The sequence below is a fragment of the Bradyrhizobium ingae genome (assembly GCF_055791185.1).
On record NZ_JBVUBB010000053.1, the window covers coordinates 21,419 to 36,181 of the forward strand.

Sequence of the window (14,763 nt, forward strand, 5' to 3'; positions counted from 1 at the left end):
CCTCTAATTCTTGCCGGCACTCTTCTTGGCCGGTGCCTTGGCCGCGGCAGATCCCTTGGTCGGCGACGTCTTGGCGGTCGACGACACGGCTGCGCGTGCCTTGCTGGTTGATTCAGATTTCGTCTTGGCCGCGGCTTTCTTCGCGGCCGGTTTCTTTGTTGGCTTGGGCGCGTCGTCGCCCTCGGCGGTCTTTGCCGCGGTCTTGGTCGCCTTCGCCTTCTTTGCTTTGGCCTTGCCGCCACCCTTGGCTGCGCGCTCGTCGATCAGCGCGATCGCCTGGGGCAGGGTGATCGCGTCCTTTTCGATCTCGCTGGGGATCGTCGCGTTGACGCCGCCCGCGGTGACGTAGGGCCCATAACGGCCGCTCTTCACGGTGACGGTGCCGAGCGTCGGGTGATCGCCGATCGCCTTGCCGGGATCGGCGCCAAAGCGCCGGCTCGGTCCCTTGGCCGCTTTCTCCGCGATCAGCGTCACCGCGCGGTTGAGGCCGATGTCGAACACTTCGTCGCCGGCCTCGAGGCTGGCGTATGTCTTCTCATGCTTCACGAACGGCCCGAAACGGCCGAGACCGGCGGTGATCGGCTGGCCCGTCTCCGGATGCTTGCCGATCTCGCGCGGCAGCGACAGCAGCTTCAGTGCGAGCTCGAGCTCGACATCGCCGGGCGAGGTGCCCTTCGGAATGCCGGCGCGTTTCGGCTTCTCGCCTTCTTCGTAATCCTTCTGCTCGCCGAGCTGGATGTAGGGCCCGAAGCGGCCGGCCTTCACCCAGACATCGAAGCCGGTGTCGGGATCCTGGCCGAGCGAGCGGTCGGCGCTGGCTTCGCCGTCGGCGGCGAGCTGGCGGGTGTAACGGCATTCCGGATAGTTGGAGCAGCCGACGAAGGCGCCGAACTTGCCGGCCTTCAGGTTGAGCCGGCCACTGCCGCAGCTCGGGCACTGCCTGATGTCACCGCCATCGGCGCGAGGCGGATAGATGTGCTGTCCCAGCATCTCGTCGAGCACATCGAGCACCTGCGCGACGCGCAGATCCTTGATCTCGTCGACGGCGCCGATGAAGCCGCGCCAGAAATCCTGCAGCACCTGCTGCCAGGAGATCTCGTTGTTGGAGATGCGGTCGAGCTGCTCTTCCAGGTTGGCGGTGAAGTCGTACTCGACGTAGCGGCTGAAGAAACTTTCCAGGAACGCGACCACGACGCGGCCCTTGTCCTCGCCATGCAGGCGCTTCTTCTCGAGCTTGACGTAGCCGCGGTCCTTCAGGACCTGGAGGATCGAGGCATAGGTCGAGGGCCGGCCGATGCCGAGCTCTTCCATGCGCTTGACCAGCGAGGCTTCCGAGAAGCGCGGCGGCGGCTCGGTGAAATGCTGGGTAACGGACAGCGACTGCCGCTTGACGGCTTCGCCCTCGCTCATCGCGGGCAGGCGGCGGGAGTCTTCATCCTCCTCGTCGTCGCGGCCCTCCTGGTAGAGCGCCAGGAAGCCGTCGAACTTGACGACCTGGCCGGTGGCGCGCAGCTCCAGCGTGCGGGGGCCTGCCTTCGCCGTGATGTCGACTGTGGTGCGCTCCAGCTCGGCCGCTTCCATCTGGCTTGCGATGGTGCGCTTCCAGATCAGCTCATAGAGCTTGGCCTGGTCGGCATCGAGCTTGCGGGCCATGCTGGCGGGGCGACGGGAGAGGTCGGTCGGCCGGATGGCTTCGTGCGCTTCCTGCGCGTTCTTGGCCTTGGTCTGGTACTGGCGGGGACTCTCCGGCACGTAGGCGTTGCCGTAGTCCTCGCCGATCACCTTGCGTGCCTGGGTGATCGCTTCGCCGGCGATCTGCACGCCGTCGGTACGCATATAAGTAATGAGTCCGGTGGTTTCCCCGCCGATGTCGATGCCCTCATAGAGCCGCTGTGCGATCCGCATCGTATGCGCGGGCGCAAAGCCGTATTTGCGGCTGGCTTCCTGCTGGAGGGTCGAGGTGGTGAAGGGCGCCTGCGGATTGCGCCGGGCGGGCTTGGCGTCGACCGCGGTGACGGCATAGGTCGCAAGCTCCAGCGCCTTCTTGAAGTCCTCGGCTTCCGCACCGGTGCCGATGTCGAGCCGCTGGATCTTCTTGCCGTCGGCGCCGACGAGACGCGCTTCGAACGCGTCGCCGCGCGGCGTCAGCAGGGTCGCGATCAGCGACCAGTATTCACGCGCGACGAATTTCTCGATCTCGAGCTCGCGGTCGCAGACGAGGCGCAGCGCCACCGACTGCACGCGGCCGGCCGAGCGGGCGCCCGGCAGTTTCCGCCACAGCACGGGGGAGAGGGTGAAGCCGACCAGATAGTCCAGCGCGCGGCGCGCCATATAGGCGTCGACCAGCGCGCCGTCGATCTGGCGCGGATGCTTCATGGCCTCCGAGACCGCCTGCTTGGTGATGGCGTTGAACACCACGCGCTCGATCTTTTGGTCCTTCAGCGCGCGCTTCTCTTTCAGCACCTCGAGCACGTGCCAGGAGATGGCTTCGCCCTCGCGATCGGGGTCGGTGGCCAGAATCAGGCGGTCGGCACCCTTCAGGGACTTGGCAATATCGTTGAGCCGGCCGGCCGCCTTGGGGTCGACCTCCCAGATCATCTTGAAATTTTCGTCCGGATCGACCGAACCGTTCTTCGCCGGCAAGTCACGGACATGGCCGAACGAGGCCAGAACCTCGTAGGACGAGCCCAGATACTTGTTGATCGTCTTGGCTTTCGCCGGCGACTCCACAATGACGATATTCATGTAGTTCCAGTAACTTACGGGAGAAAATGAGGCCAAATTCGAAGGGACTCGGGTCGGCCGTTTCGACCCGAACATGGGTGGTGAGGCCGTCCCTGTCAAATCGAGGGGTGTTGAACGGCCCGAAAATGAGCAAAGTTTCATATCGGATAAGTTGCATGATACCGCCTTTGAGTTGTGGGGCGGGGCGGCGTAGACTCGTGCTCGGGCAGGGATTCGGATGGGGTCTGGTGACAAAACCAGCAAGGAAGCGGGCGCGAGCCGCCTTGGCGGGAGGAACGCGTTCGCGGAGCGAGGAACCGGGTGAGGGCGGGGCCGACGAGGCTGTCGCGTTCATCGCCGAGCAGGTCGTTCACCTGCGCCAGATCGCCGAGCGCCACGGGCTCGACGTGCTGCATTATCTCCTCGGCATGACCCAGTTAGAGGCCGACGAGCACATCCGCCTCCGCAGCAGGCGCAAGCTGTCGTGAGGCTCTCGGAGCGGACCATGTTCTCCGATGTCGTCCTGGCTTTCGCCAGGACGACGTTTGCGTAAATGGCGTGGTCCACTGCTTCCACGTCGTCATTGTGAGCGCAGCGAAGCAATCTGTTTCCGCGCGTGCATTTCTGGATTGCTTCGCTTCGCTCGCAGCCACCGCGGATCAAGCTTTCGAATTTGGAGATGACCCGCGGGCTCCAGAACCGGGCCTGCTCGACCTCGGTCATCCTGCTTTCGAGAAGCCTCTCTTGAACGTGATGCATTTTCCCACCCAAGTCGTCGACGAGGTTGAACGGGATTTCACGCGTCGGCGAAGAGTAGCATAAGACCAGGGGACGCATGCATGCTTTAGGGCGATACTTCTGGCCGCGCGCTCGCCAGTGGCGATCTTTCCGAATACACCCTTTCCGTTTGGAAGCCCCCGCGCCTAGGGTTTGAGGCCTTGGTTTTGAGGCCTTGGGTTTGAGGAGCGACGGCAACGTCGGTCTTTGGGTACAGATCGCCAGTCTCAGTCCAAAACTCGAGACGGCTTCCCGTGGAAAGTCTGTCACGAAACTACTGGAGCAACGTTGCCTTTGCGGAATCCTTTCAGTCTGATCGACGGCTAATCGGCGTGGCTCCGCCAGATGTTGGAGACGATTGTGTTCTTCACGTTCGCGCAGAACCTTGTGCGGTCGCCGTGGCAGGGGTGATCGCCGTGCGCGTGACCGAAAACTGAACGACGAGGAAAGTTTGCCCGCAGATCCCGGGACTGTCAGTGACCTCGACGCGCCAGTTAAGGTCCTGCCAAAATGGTCCCTCCGGTCCTTCGTTGAGAATATTCCTGCAGACTTCGATCGCCACCAATTGCGCGGCGGCGACGTCCGGAAGCTCCAGGCCGACGTCATCGAAGACGGAAATGCCGCCGTGGGCGTGGAAAAAGAAGCGGGTCATCCGCGCGGCTCCCCTCCAAGAGACGGCAACGAAAGCGCGCGGTCTCAGTCCGCAACGTGAGTGAGCAATAAATAAACCGGCTGTGGAACCCGGGCCGTTGCTCTTTTGAGGGAGATGAACGCTCTTAATGGGTACTGACCGGTCAGAGCCTGAGCTGCCGGACTTCCCCTGGTTGCAGTGCGTCTGGTTTTACGCGGAGGCTGTGCCGCAAGAGCCTGGTAACATGCCCATCGCCGATGACGCGCAGCACCGCGTCGGTCGCCTTCGCCGGTTCGACCGCTGCAACCCAGTATGACCTTTTCCCATCGGGCGAGATGACCGCGACTATGGGTAAGCGGACCATCAAACGATTCCATACTGAAAGTCGCAACTATGGGTTTCAGGACCTTTCCAATCAAGAGGTGGTTGTGGGTATGGTTAGCGTTGGCAGCCGCCGGCCAACACAGAGTACGCTTATGTTGAGTGCCGACCTCATATTTTGGCCCGTTGTCGTCTTTCTCGTCGGGTGCAATCTCTACTTCGGGCCGCGCATCAGCGGCGATCAGATAGCGATGCAGTGGGGCTTCGACGGCCAAACGACATGGCGCGCATCCAAGGCGCTCGGGCTGTGGGGCATGGTGGCTTTTGCCCTTGCGGTTAGATTGCTCATTTGGGTGCTGTCGACCTATGTTCCGTCCAAGGTGCATGGCGTCGAGATTGGGTTGCTCCTCTTTTCCATCACGGTTGCTGCGTCGCATGTCCTGGTGATCTGGAAAGCGCTACGAGCAAGTTGAGCCAGCGTGGCAAGACAGCAATGGACCGATTGCTGGTCGCGCCGTGGCGAGCGGGAAGGTCGGCTTTGGAGCAAAGCCGGGCATGCCCTGATCAAGCGGAGCGTTTTCGCTCCGCCGCACGAAAGGCTGCCATCTGCTAACCCGCGCTCCGGCTTCGCCGCGGCCGCGGCTTCAGCGTGGTGTCGTTTACACTCAACAGCTTTCCATCCTCCGCGCGCAGCTCGAGCTTCCTCACCGGCCGTCCCTTGTCGCGATCGACCAGAATGGTCGCGATCTCCTCCGGGCGGTCGTCGAACTCCTCGCTCCATTGCCGGAGCGCGACCAGCACTGGAAAGACGCCGCGGCCCTTCGCCGTGAGCACATATTCAGAATAGGCGCTGCCGTCGGAGGCGGGAGCGATCTTCAGGATGCCGTGGTCGACGAGGGCGCGCAGCCTCGTGGCGAGGATGTTCTTGGCCATGCCGAGCTTTCCCTGGAACTCGCCGAAGCGGCGCACACCGAACAGCGCCTCGCGGATGATGAGCAGCGACCACCAGTCGCCGATCGCCTCCAGCGATCGCGCGATCGGGCAGGAGTCTCCCTCGAAGCTCGTTCGTTTCACCATCGTGCCGTTTCCGTTTGCTCGCCCGCTCTTGCGCCGATCACGCGCTTGTGTGGTTGCATTATAAAACCAGACGCCCTAGATGGCAATCCAGTTTCATTATGCAACCAGCGGAGGCGAGCGTGAGACTGAAGGGCAAGACGGCATTCATCACCGGCGGCAATAGCGGCATTGGCCTTGCGACGGCAAAGCTGTTCGTGGCGGAGGGCGCCAGGGTCACCATCACGGGACGCAACAGGGAAACATTGGAAGCTGCCGCGAAGGAACTCGGCCCCAGCGGTCTCGCGGTCGAGGCCGACATCAACGACGTCGCCGCCACCGAGAAGGCAATCGCGCGCGCGGTCGAAAAATTCGGCAAGCTCGACATCGTCTTTGCCAATGCCGGCATTCCCGGCAACACGCCGCTCGGCGGCACCTCGCTGTCCGCCTTCGAGCAGGTGATCCGCACCAACATCACCTCGGTGTTTTTCACCGTGCAGGCCGCGCTGCCGCATCTCAATGACGGCGCCTCCATCATCCTCAACGGCTCGGTGATCTCGGTGCTCGGCAATCCCGGCTATTCAGCCTATGCCGCGAGCAAGGCCGGCGTGCGCGCGATGGCGCGCGTGATGGCGTCCGAACTGTCTCCGCGCAACATCCGCGTCAACGTGGTGGCGCCGGGCGCGGCCCGCACGCCGATCTGGAAGGGCGCCGCGCCGACCGACGAGGCATTTGCCGCGCTGGAAAATCGCATCGCCAAGACAACGCCGCTCGGCCGAATTGGTGAAGCAGATCACATTGCGAAGACGGTGCTGTTCCTCGCCTCCGATGATTCTGCGCATGTCCAGAGTGCGGAGATCTTCGTCGACGGCGGCGCGACCGGCTCGCCTGCGGGTGCGCCGATCTTTCGCGGTTGATCGAATGAAGTGAAAATTGAACCGGCCTTGCGCGATCGTGCGGGCCGGTTCCCTCATCCTTGAAGCGTATTTCCAAAACTATGCGTGATGCGTTGAACCTTGGCGTGCGTTGCACAGACAGCTCTACGGGCAGGGGTCATAAGACCCATTTAAGGGAGCCCGTTATGCCGAAAGCAGCGCGTATTCTTTCATCGATTTCAGCACCGCGTATTTACACCGAACGTTCCGCCATACCCGCGAAGAAGTCCGACACCCACGAGCTCGTTGCTGTCGCCTTGTTCTCGTGCATTGGGCTGCTCGTCTCGCTCGTCGCCGTCATCTTCGGCATTCAGGGGATGTGGTTCTAGCTTTGCGAGCGGCGCGCTGACGCAACTGCCGCCGCCCGCATGTGGCGGCGACAGATGGGTTTGGTGAAGCCTAGGCCGCGCGCAGGCTGGTCGCGGCCTTAAGCGCGCCCGCGATGGCCTTCTCGCGGTGGTCCGGTCCGACCTGGATGCCATCGGCGATGATGAACTCCGGGCTGATCCCGATGAAGCCGAACACGCTGCGCAGATAGGTCTCGAGGTGCTCCAGAGCGGCGAGCGGGGTGTCAGCACCGTAATAACCGCCGCGAGAGATCGCCACGATCACGCGCTTGCCGCCGGCGAGCCCTTCAGGGCCGGTGGCTCCGTATTTGAAGGTCTTTCCCGCCACGATGATGCGGTCGATCCAGGCCTTGAGCTGGCTCGGGATGGTGAAATTGTACATGGGCGCGCCGATCACGACGATGTCCGAGCTGAGGAATTCATCCAGCGCGGTTTTGCTGGCGGTGAGGTCCGGCTCGAGTTCGGCCGGCGCCGGGGCGCCTTGTGCGGCGGCGAGATGCGATCCGGAGAGGTGCGCGAGCGGCACTTGGGTCAAATCACGATAGACGACGTCGAGGGAGGGCGTGGCCTGGCGCAGGCGGTCGACGACGGCCGCCGAAACCTGCCGGCTGACGGAGTGCGGGCCGAGCACGCTGGAGTCGATGTGGAGGAGTTTCATTTGGATCACCCATGGTATAGATTTGTAACCCGCACTACATGAGTGACTACCGAAATCCCCGCAAGAACGCACATTTTTGAGCCGAGGGCACATTTTTGATACCGACAAACAGCCATTTGCCCACCTTGCCGGTGCCGCATCCCGACCATTCCGATTGCCGCGGCGTTGCCTCCATCCTCGCCCGGGTCGGCGACAAATGGAGCGTGTTCGTGATCATGATGCTCGGCGACGGGCCGAAGCGTTTCAATGAACTCAAGCGCATGATCAACGGCATCTCGCAGCGGATGCTGACTTTGACGCTGCGTGGGCTGGAGCGAGACGGGCTCGTCACGCGCACGATCTTCCCGACCATTCCGCCGCGCGTCGATTACGAGCTGACTGAACTGGGCCGCGGGCTGGCTCGCCCGGTCGAGGCTCTCGGGATGTGGGCGAAGGCGCACCAAACCGAGATCGAGGCGGCGCGGGCGCGCTTCGACAAGCGCAACGACGGCTGATGTGAGCTGTTGGGCTGAATTACGTTTAGTTGGAACGGTCTAGCCCGGTCCACCTCGGCGAGCTGCGACGCCCGCCTGTGGCGGGTTTTCTACTTTGCATGGGATTGTTTTCGACCTTTTTGATCGTGCCCCTCAGAGCAGCGAGACCAGGCCGCCGCCGTGGCGCTCCAGGCGTCCGGCGAGCTCGAGTTCCAGCAGCACGGTGCGGACGATCGCAGGCGAGGCGCCGGACATCCGCACGAGATCGTCGATCGAGATCGGCACAGGGCCGAGCAGGCCGGCTATCTGGTCTCGGTCATGTCCTTGCGGATCGCTCTCAAAGGGTTCGCTGTCGGGCTCACCGGCCCGATGCATGATCGGGCGTTCCATGATCGGCTGCACCGCATTGACGATGTCGGCGGCCTCCGTGACGAGCGTTGCGCCCTGCTTGATCAGATGATTGGTGCCGGCGGCGCGCGGATCGAGCGGCGAGCCCGGCACGGCAAAGACTTCGCGGCCCTGTTCGGCGGCCATGCGCGCGGTGATCAGTGAGCCCGAACGTTGCGCGGCCTCGACCACGACCACGCCGAGCGAGGCGCCCGAGATCAGGCGGTTGCGGCGGGGAAAATCGCGGGCGCGCGGCTCGTGGCCGAGCGGCATCTCGGAGATGGCAGTGCCGCTTTGGTCGAGGATCGCGGCGAGCAGGTCCACATGCTCGGGCGGATAGATGCGGTCATGGCCGCCGGCGAGCACGGCGACCGTGCCGCCGGCGATGCTCGTGCGGTGCGCGGCCTGGTCGACGCCGCGTGCCAGCCCTGAGATGATCACGAAGCCGGCTTCGCCAAGCTCGCGCGCGAGCTGGCCGGCAAATTTCAGCCCGGCGCCTGAGGCATTGCGCGAGCCGACGATCGCGATCATCGGCCGCATCAATGTCGAGGCATCGCCGCGCACGGCGAGCAGCGGCGGCGCATCGTCGATCGTTGCCAGCCGCGAGGGATAGCCATCCTCGCCGGGCGCGAGCCAGTTGATGCCGAACTTTCGGCTTGCCGCGAGCTCGGCCTTCGCTTCGTCAGCGGAACAGATGCGTCCTGATCGCGCCGCGCCGCCACGACGCGCGAGATCCGGCAGGCGCTCCAGCGCAGCGCGCGCGCTGCCGAAATGATCGACCAGCGAGCGGAAGGTGCGCGGGCCGACATTGTCCGAGCGGATCAGCCGCAAGCGGTCGATCCGGTCGGCGTCGGTGAGGGCTGTTGTGGTGGTGATGGCGTCCACGGTGTCTCCTTGCGCGCGCAGCATGGAACAACCTGGGCGCGTGAGCAACAGGGGGCGCGCTTGCGCAGCCTCGCTCCGATGCTAAAAGCGCTTCCAACAAGAAGGATTTTGCCATGATCTCACTCGCCGACCTCCAGCGCCGCATCGAGACGGGCGAGCTTTCACCGGATGCGGCGATCGCGCAGTCGCTGGAGGCGATCGAGGCGCGGGAGAAAGAGATCCGGGCCTTCGTCTGCCACGCCAAGTCGGCGAAGGCGCAAGGAACGTCACAAGCGAAGACACAAGGGAAGGCAGGAGCCTCGGGTCCGCTGCGCGGCATCGCGGTCGGCATCAAGGATATCATCGACACCGCGGATTTCCCGACCGAGATGGGCTCGTCGATCTATCGCGGCTGGCAGCCGCGCAGCGATGCGCCCGTCGTGATGATGCTGAGGCGCGCGGGCGCGACCATCATCGGCAAGACCACGACGACGGCCTTTGCCTCGCGCGATCCGACCGTCACGCTCAATCCGCACAACCCCGGCCATACGCCGGGGGGATCCTCCGCAGGCTCAGCGGCTGCTGTCGCCGCCGGCATGATTCCGCTGGCGCTGGGCACGCAGACCGGCGGCTCGGTGATCCGGCCCGCGGCCTATTGTGGGGTTGCTGCGATCAAGCCGTCGTTCCGTCTGCTGCCGACGGTGGGCGTCAAGTGCTTTTCCTGGGCGCTCGACACGGTCGGGCTGTTCGGTGCCGGCGTCGAGGACGTCGCGCGCGGATTGTTCGGGATGACCGGCCGGCTCGAATTCTCAGACATCGTTGCGGCAACGTCGCCGCGCATCGGCGTGGTAAGGCAGGCGTTCGCCGGGCCCGTCAAAGGCGCGGCCGAGCAGGGGCTCAGCGCGGCGATCAGGGCCGCGACGCGCGCCGGCGCGAGCGTCGAGGACATCGACCTGCCGGAGATGGTGCAGGAGGCTTGGCGCATCCATCCCGTGATCCAGGATTTTGAGGCGCATCGCGCGCTCGCCTGGGAGTTTTCCGAGCGCCACGACGAGATCGCGCCGATGCTGCGCGCGACCCTCGATGCGACTGTCGGGATCACGCCGCGCCAATATGACGAGGCGCGCCGGATCGGCCGCCGTGGCCGGCGCGAGCTCGGCGAAGTCTTTGAGGGCGTCGATGTGCTGCTGACCTATTCGGCGCCCGGTGCCGCCCCAAAGGGGCTCTCGTCGACCGGCGATCCCCGCTACAACCGGCTGTGGACGCTGATGGGCAATCCTTGCGTCAATGTGCCGACGCTCAAGGTCGAGGGCTTGCCGGTCGGCGTGCAGGTGATCGCGCGCTTTGGCAACGATGCGGGCGCGCTGGCCGCAGCGCGCTTCCTCGAGAACGCGCTCGCGGCGTCAAGCTAGCGCGGGCTCGGCGCGAGGGCGCTGAACAGACGGCTCGCTGCGCGTCTCCTGCCGCAGCCAGCGCTCGGCTGCGGCGCGGCCGCTCCGGTGCAAGAGGCGGATGAAGCCGCGGCCGAGATCGGTCGACGAACGCTGCGCCAGCCCCTCGATCTCGTCTTCCGCCGCAATCCGGAACAGGCGCAGCGCGGGTGCGGAGCCGGCACGCGCCCATTCCACCGCGGCGGTCTCGGCGTTAAGCGCGGCGTTGGCCGCGATCTGGTCGAGCCTGCGGTCGATCGCGGCGAGCGTGATCGGCACATAGCTGTCGCGCGAGGGCGTCACCTGGACGACCAGCACGTCGGATGCGCGCGACTCCTGCACCAGCCGCACCAGCGGCGGATTGCCGCCATAGCCGCCGTCCCAATAGGCCTCTCCCTCGATCTCGATGGCGCAATGCACCAGCGGCGGACAGGTCGAGGCCAGCGCGACGTCGGCGGTGATCGCGTCGTTTGAAAATACCTGCTGCCACCCGTCGCGGATCCGCGTCGCCGCGATCAGGAGCTTGGGGCTGGCCTTGCCGCGTAGCGCCGCGAAGTTGATGTCGCGCGACAGCGACTGCCGCAGTGGATCGAGATCGAACGGGTCGAACTGGCCGGAGCGCAGCGTCGGCCCGAATGCCACGGAGCTTCCCGCCGGTGAGAAGCCGCCGACCAGCATCAGCGAGCGGAACGAGGCTTCGTGCATCAACCGCACCCAGAACCGCTCGAGGCGCGCCCGCGCGCCTTCGCGGCCGCCCTCGGCAAGGCCGCAGGCGACCAGCAGCGCATTGATGGCGCCGGCACTGGCGCCGCTGATGGTGTCGAACTCGATTCCCGGCTCTTCCAGCAGCCGTTCCAGCACGCCCCAGGTGAATGCGGCAAAGGTGCCGCCACCCTGAAGCGCCAGGGACAATCTTCGCGGGGGCCATCGCTCGGAGAGCGTCACGCTCGGCGCGAGCGTGGCGACGGCGGTCACAGGTTCGATCGTTGGAACTACTGGCGCAATGGGAGCAGGCGCGGGCGACTGCGGCGGCGCAGGTGCAATCTCGGCGACAGGTGACGGAGAGGGCGCGCTGGACCAGATCTCCGCGGCGGAGAGCAGCATGCTTGCGGGCGTGCGCGCAGCCCCCTGCAAGCTATCCTCGTCATGCGCGCCGACAATCTTCTCGCTCATTCTGAGCTACCGCGTAACGCCATTGCTACCCGTCAGGATGACAGGCCTGGAACCCGTTGACCACTCCGGCCAGGAACAGACCGAAAGTTGCGAACAGGAATTGGCATATAATGCGGAAGAGGTGCGGCGGTATCCGTACTTTTTCCGGATTTAAGACTTCTGGCCGATCCGACTCTCGGTGCCCGATTGCAACCGCTTGATGTTCTCGCGGTGCATGTAGAACAGCAGCAGCGTCAGCACTGCGAACAGCGAGGCGAGCGCGAGGTGGCCGAACCACCACAGGAAGATCGGCGTCACGAAAGCCGCGACCAGCGCCGAAAGCGAGGAGTAGCGGCTGGTGAATGCGGTCGCGAGCCAGAGCAGGCAGAAGAACAGCGCGCCCGGCCAGAACAGGCCGAGCAGGATGCCGATGTAGACTGCAACGCCCTTGCCGCCCTTGAACTTGAGCCAGACCGGGAACAGGTGACCGAGGAAGGCACCGAAGCCGGCGATCATCGCCGCATTCGGGCCGGCGAGATAGCCCGCGATCACCACTGCCGCGGTGCCCTTGAGCGCGTCGAGCAGCAGCGTTGCGGCCGCTAGCCCCTTGCGGCCGGTGCGCAGCACGTTGGTGGCGCCGATATTGCCAGAACCGATCGTGCGCAAATCCTGCGTGCCGGCCAGTTTCGTCAGGATGAGGCCGAAGGGGATCGAGCCGAGGAGGTAGCCGATGACCAAGGCCACGGGGAGGAAAGCTTCAAGTCCCATCGCCGTATCCCTGTGCCCGATCTATTTTCTGCGTATGGTCAGACATGCTCGAACACCGTCCGCCCGCCGACGATGGTGCGCACCACCCGTCCCGAGAAGCGGGCTTCGTCGAACGGCGTATTCTTGCAGGTCGATTTGAGGTCGGCGGGATCGAGCACCCAGGGCGTGTCGGCGTCGATCACGATGACGTCGGCCGGCGCGCCGGCGCGCAAGGTGCCGCCGGGCAGGCCGAGCAGCTCGGCCGGCCGGGTCGACATCGCCCGGATCAGCGTCTTCAGTTCCATCTCGCCATTATGCACGAGCCGCAGGCCCGCCGACAGCATGGTCTCGAGGCCCACCGCGCCGGGAGCTGCTTCCGCAAACGGCAGGCGCTTGCCTTCGACGTCCTGCGGATTGTGGTCGGACATGATGACGTCGACGAGGCCGGAGCCGACGGCTGCAACCAGGGCCCGGCGGTCGTCCTCGGTGCGCAGCGGCGGCGACAGCTTCAGGAACGTCCGGTACGGCCCGATGTCGTTCTCGTTCAGCGCGAGGTGGTTGATCGAAACGGAGGCGCTGACGGCAAGACCGGTATCGCGGGCGCGCTTGAGGATATCGAGCGATTCGATGCAGGACAGCGAGGCCGCGTGATAGCGACCGCCGGTCAGCGCGACGAGGCGCATGTCGCGTTCGAGGATCACTGCTTCCGCTGCCTTGGGGATTCCCATCAGACCGAGTCTCGTTGCGAACTCGCCCTCGTTCATCACCCCTTCGCCGACGAGGTTGGGGTCCTCGGTGTAGTGCACGATCAGCGCGTCGAAATCGCGCGCATAGGTGAGGGCGCGGCGCATCACCTGCGCATTGGTGACGCTTTTGTCGCCGTCGCTGAAGGCAACCGCCCCGGCTGCTTTCAGGAGGCCGAACTCGGTCATCTCCTCACCGCGCATGCCCTTGGTGAGCGCCGCCATGGGCTGGATGTTGACGATCGCCGTGTCGCGTGCACGGCGCATCACGAAGTCGACGGTCGCCGAATTGTCGATGACGGGCAGGGTGTCCGGCTGGCAGATGACGGTGGTGATGCCGCCGGTCGCTGCCGCCTGGCTCGCGCTCGCAAAGGTCTCGCGATGGCCATAGCCGGGCTCGCCCGCGAAGGCGCGCATGTCGACGAGACCCGGCGCCACGATCTTGCCGGAGCAGTTGACGATGTCGGTGCCCTCGGGGACGCCGGCCGCGCCGATGCCGCGGCGTGTCTCGCGAATGGTGCCGTCGGCGATCAGGACGTCACCGACACCGTCAAAATCCCTGGAGGGATCGACGACGCGGGCGTTGGCGAGCAGGATCGGGCGGCGGTCGGTCAGCATTGGCATCACGCGTTCGGCAGGTTACGGGCGAGCGCTTCCAGCACCGCCATGCGCACGGCGACGCCCATCTCCACCTGTTCGCGGATCAGGGATTGCGCGCCGTCGGCGACCGCTGTGTCGATCTCGACGCCGCGGTTCATGGGACCGGGATGCATCACCAACGCATCGGGTTTGGCGTAGGCGAGCTTCTTCTGGTCGAGGCCGAAATAGTTGAAGTACTCGCTGGTGGATGGCACGAAGGAGCCGTTCATGCGCTCGCGCTGGAGCCGCAGCATCATGACGATGTCGGCGCCTTCCAGGCCCTCGCGCATGTCGCGCGCGACTTCGACGCCCATCCGCTCGATGCCGGGCGGCAGCAGCGTGGAGGGCCCGACGACGCGGACGCGGGCGCCCATCGTGTTGAGCAGGATGATGTTGGAGCGGGCAACGCGCGAATGCAGCACGTCGCCGCAGATCGCGATCACGAGGCCCTCGATCCGGCCCTTGTTGCGGCGGATGGTCAGCGCGTCCAGCAGCGCCTGCGTCGGGTGCTCATGCGCGCCGTCGCCGGCATTGATCACGGAACCGTCAACCTTGCGGGCCAAAAGTTCCACCGCGCCGGAGGCGTGATGCCGCACCACCAGGATGTCCGGGTGCATGGCATTCAGCGTCACCGCGGTGTCGATCAGCGTCTCGCCCTTCTTCATGGAGGAGGAGGAAACCGACATGTTCATGACGTCGGCGCCCAGGCGCTTGCCTGCGATCTCGAACGAGGATTGGGTGCGGGTGGACGCCTCGAAGAACAGGTTCACTTGCGTCCGTCCACGCAGGACCTGTCTCTTATACACATCTGACGCTGCCGACGACTAGTAAGGGGGGGGGGGGGGGGGGGGGGGGGGGGGGGGGGGGGGGGGGGGGGGGGGG

Annotated in this window: 14 protein-coding genes and 1 pseudogene; 6 read left to right on the plus strand and 9 right to left on the minus strand. The window is 65.1% G+C overall.

Features of this window, described 5'->3' with window-relative positions:
* Nucleotides 1-3: 3 nt before the first annotated feature.
* Entirely contained in the window at nt 4-2,745 is a 2,742-nt protein-coding gene (gene topA / locus ACV1FX_RS38700; protein ID WP_473122757.1) for a type I DNA topoisomerase, read from the minus strand.
* Nucleotides 2,746-2,972: 227 nt separating this feature from the next.
* Between topA and ACV1FX_RS38705 the strand changes: the two genes are divergently transcribed.
* Nucleotides 2,973-3,212: a hypothetical protein gene (locus ACV1FX_RS38705; RefSeq protein WP_473122758.1), complete on the plus strand. Its 240-nt coding sequence runs from the start codon at nt 2,973-2,975 to the stop codon at nt 3,210-3,212.
* 656 nt (nt 3,213-3,868) lie between these two features.
* On the opposite strand, the gene ACV1FX_RS38710 is transcribed toward ACV1FX_RS38705, so the two are convergent.
* Complete coding sequence (locus tag ACV1FX_RS38710; protein WP_473122759.1) at nt 3,869-4,153, minus strand: DUF6894 family protein; 285 nt, start codon at nt 4,151-4,153, stop codon at nt 3,869-3,871.
* 236 nt (nt 4,154-4,389) lie between these two features.
* On the opposite strand from ACV1FX_RS38710, the gene ACV1FX_RS38715 reads away from it, so the two are divergent.
* The gene (locus ACV1FX_RS38715) at nt 4,390-4,926 is read left to right on the plus strand and encodes a hypothetical protein (protein ID WP_473122760.1); all 537 of its coding nucleotides are present in this window, start codon (nt 4,390-4,392) and stop codon (nt 4,924-4,926) included.
* 136 nt (nt 4,927-5,062) lie between these two features.
* Here the strand turns inward: ACV1FX_RS38715 and ACV1FX_RS38720 are convergent, their stop codons facing one another.
* Nucleotides 5,063-5,530, minus strand: coding sequence for a winged helix-turn-helix transcriptional regulator (locus ACV1FX_RS38720; RefSeq protein WP_473122761.1), 468 nt, complete (start codon nt 5,528-5,530; stop codon nt 5,063-5,065).
* A 119-nt stretch (nt 5,531-5,649) separates the two neighbouring features.
* Here ACV1FX_RS38720 and ACV1FX_RS38725 point away from each other — a divergent pair, with 119 nt between their 5' ends.
* Nucleotides 5,650-6,423 carry an SDR family NAD(P)-dependent oxidoreductase gene (locus tag ACV1FX_RS38725; protein WP_473122762.1) on the plus strand — a complete coding sequence of 258 codons (774 nt, stop codon included), beginning with the start codon at nt 5,650-5,652 and terminating at the stop codon, nt 6,421-6,423.
* Between the two features lie 164 nt (nt 6,424-6,587).
* Entirely contained in the window at nt 6,588-6,770 is a 183-nt protein-coding gene (locus ACV1FX_RS38730; RefSeq protein WP_473122763.1) for a hypothetical protein, read from the plus strand.
* A gap of 70 nt (nt 6,771-6,840) precedes the next feature.
* Here the strand turns inward: ACV1FX_RS38730 and ACV1FX_RS38735 are convergent, their stop codons facing one another.
* Complete coding sequence (locus ACV1FX_RS38735) at nt 6,841-7,446, minus strand: FMN-dependent NADH-azoreductase (RefSeq protein WP_473122764.1); 606 nt, start codon at nt 7,444-7,446, stop codon at nt 6,841-6,843.
* A gap of 98 nt (nt 7,447-7,544) precedes the next feature.
* Here ACV1FX_RS38735 and ACV1FX_RS38740 point away from each other — a divergent pair, with 98 nt between their 5' ends.
* Nucleotides 7,545-7,940, plus strand: a complete 396-nt coding sequence (locus ACV1FX_RS38740) for a winged helix-turn-helix transcriptional regulator (RefSeq protein ID WP_473122770.1) — start codon at nt 7,545-7,547, stop codon at nt 7,938-7,940.
* Nucleotides 7,941-8,072: 132 nt separating this feature from the next.
* Here ACV1FX_RS38740 and dprA read toward each other — a convergent pair whose 3' ends face one another.
* A complete protein-coding gene (gene dprA / locus ACV1FX_RS38745; RefSeq protein ID WP_473122765.1) occupies nt 8,073-9,215 on the minus strand; it encodes a DNA-processing protein DprA in 1,143 nt (380 codons plus the stop codon).
* A gap of 89 nt (nt 9,216-9,304) precedes the next feature.
* On the opposite strand from dprA, the gene ACV1FX_RS38750 reads away from it, so the two are divergent.
* Nucleotides 9,305-10,582, plus strand: coding sequence for an amidase (locus ACV1FX_RS38750; RefSeq protein WP_473122766.1), 1,278 nt, complete (start codon nt 9,305-9,307; stop codon nt 10,580-10,582).
* Here ACV1FX_RS38750 and ACV1FX_RS38755 read toward each other — a convergent pair.
* The 4 genes and pseudogenes from ACV1FX_RS38755 to ACV1FX_RS38770 form a co-directional block, all read right to left on the minus strand.
* The gene (locus tag ACV1FX_RS38755; RefSeq protein ID WP_473122767.1) at nt 10,574-11,773 is read right to left on the minus strand and encodes a patatin-like phospholipase family protein; all 1,200 of its coding nucleotides are present in this window, start codon (nt 11,771-11,773) and stop codon (nt 10,574-10,576) included. The two genes, ACV1FX_RS38750 and ACV1FX_RS38755, sit on opposite strands and share 9 nt — an antisense overlap.
* A 150-nt stretch (nt 11,774-11,923) precedes the next feature.
* Nucleotides 11,924-12,520, minus strand: coding sequence for a glycerol-3-phosphate 1-O-acyltransferase PlsY (gene plsY, locus ACV1FX_RS38760; protein ID WP_473122768.1), 597 nt, complete (start codon nt 12,518-12,520; stop codon nt 11,924-11,926).
* Nucleotides 12,521-12,558: 38 nt separating this feature from the next.
* Nucleotides 12,559-13,860, minus strand: a complete 1,302-nt coding sequence (locus ACV1FX_RS38765) for a dihydroorotase (RefSeq protein ID WP_473122771.1) — start codon at nt 13,858-13,860, stop codon at nt 12,559-12,561.
* Nucleotides 13,861-13,865: 5 nt separating this feature from the next.
* Nucleotides 13,866-14,681 (minus strand): annotated as a pseudogene (locus ACV1FX_RS38770) (aspartate carbamoyltransferase catalytic subunit); the annotation flags it as partial.
* Between the last annotated feature and the right edge of the window lie 82 nt (nt 14,682-14,763).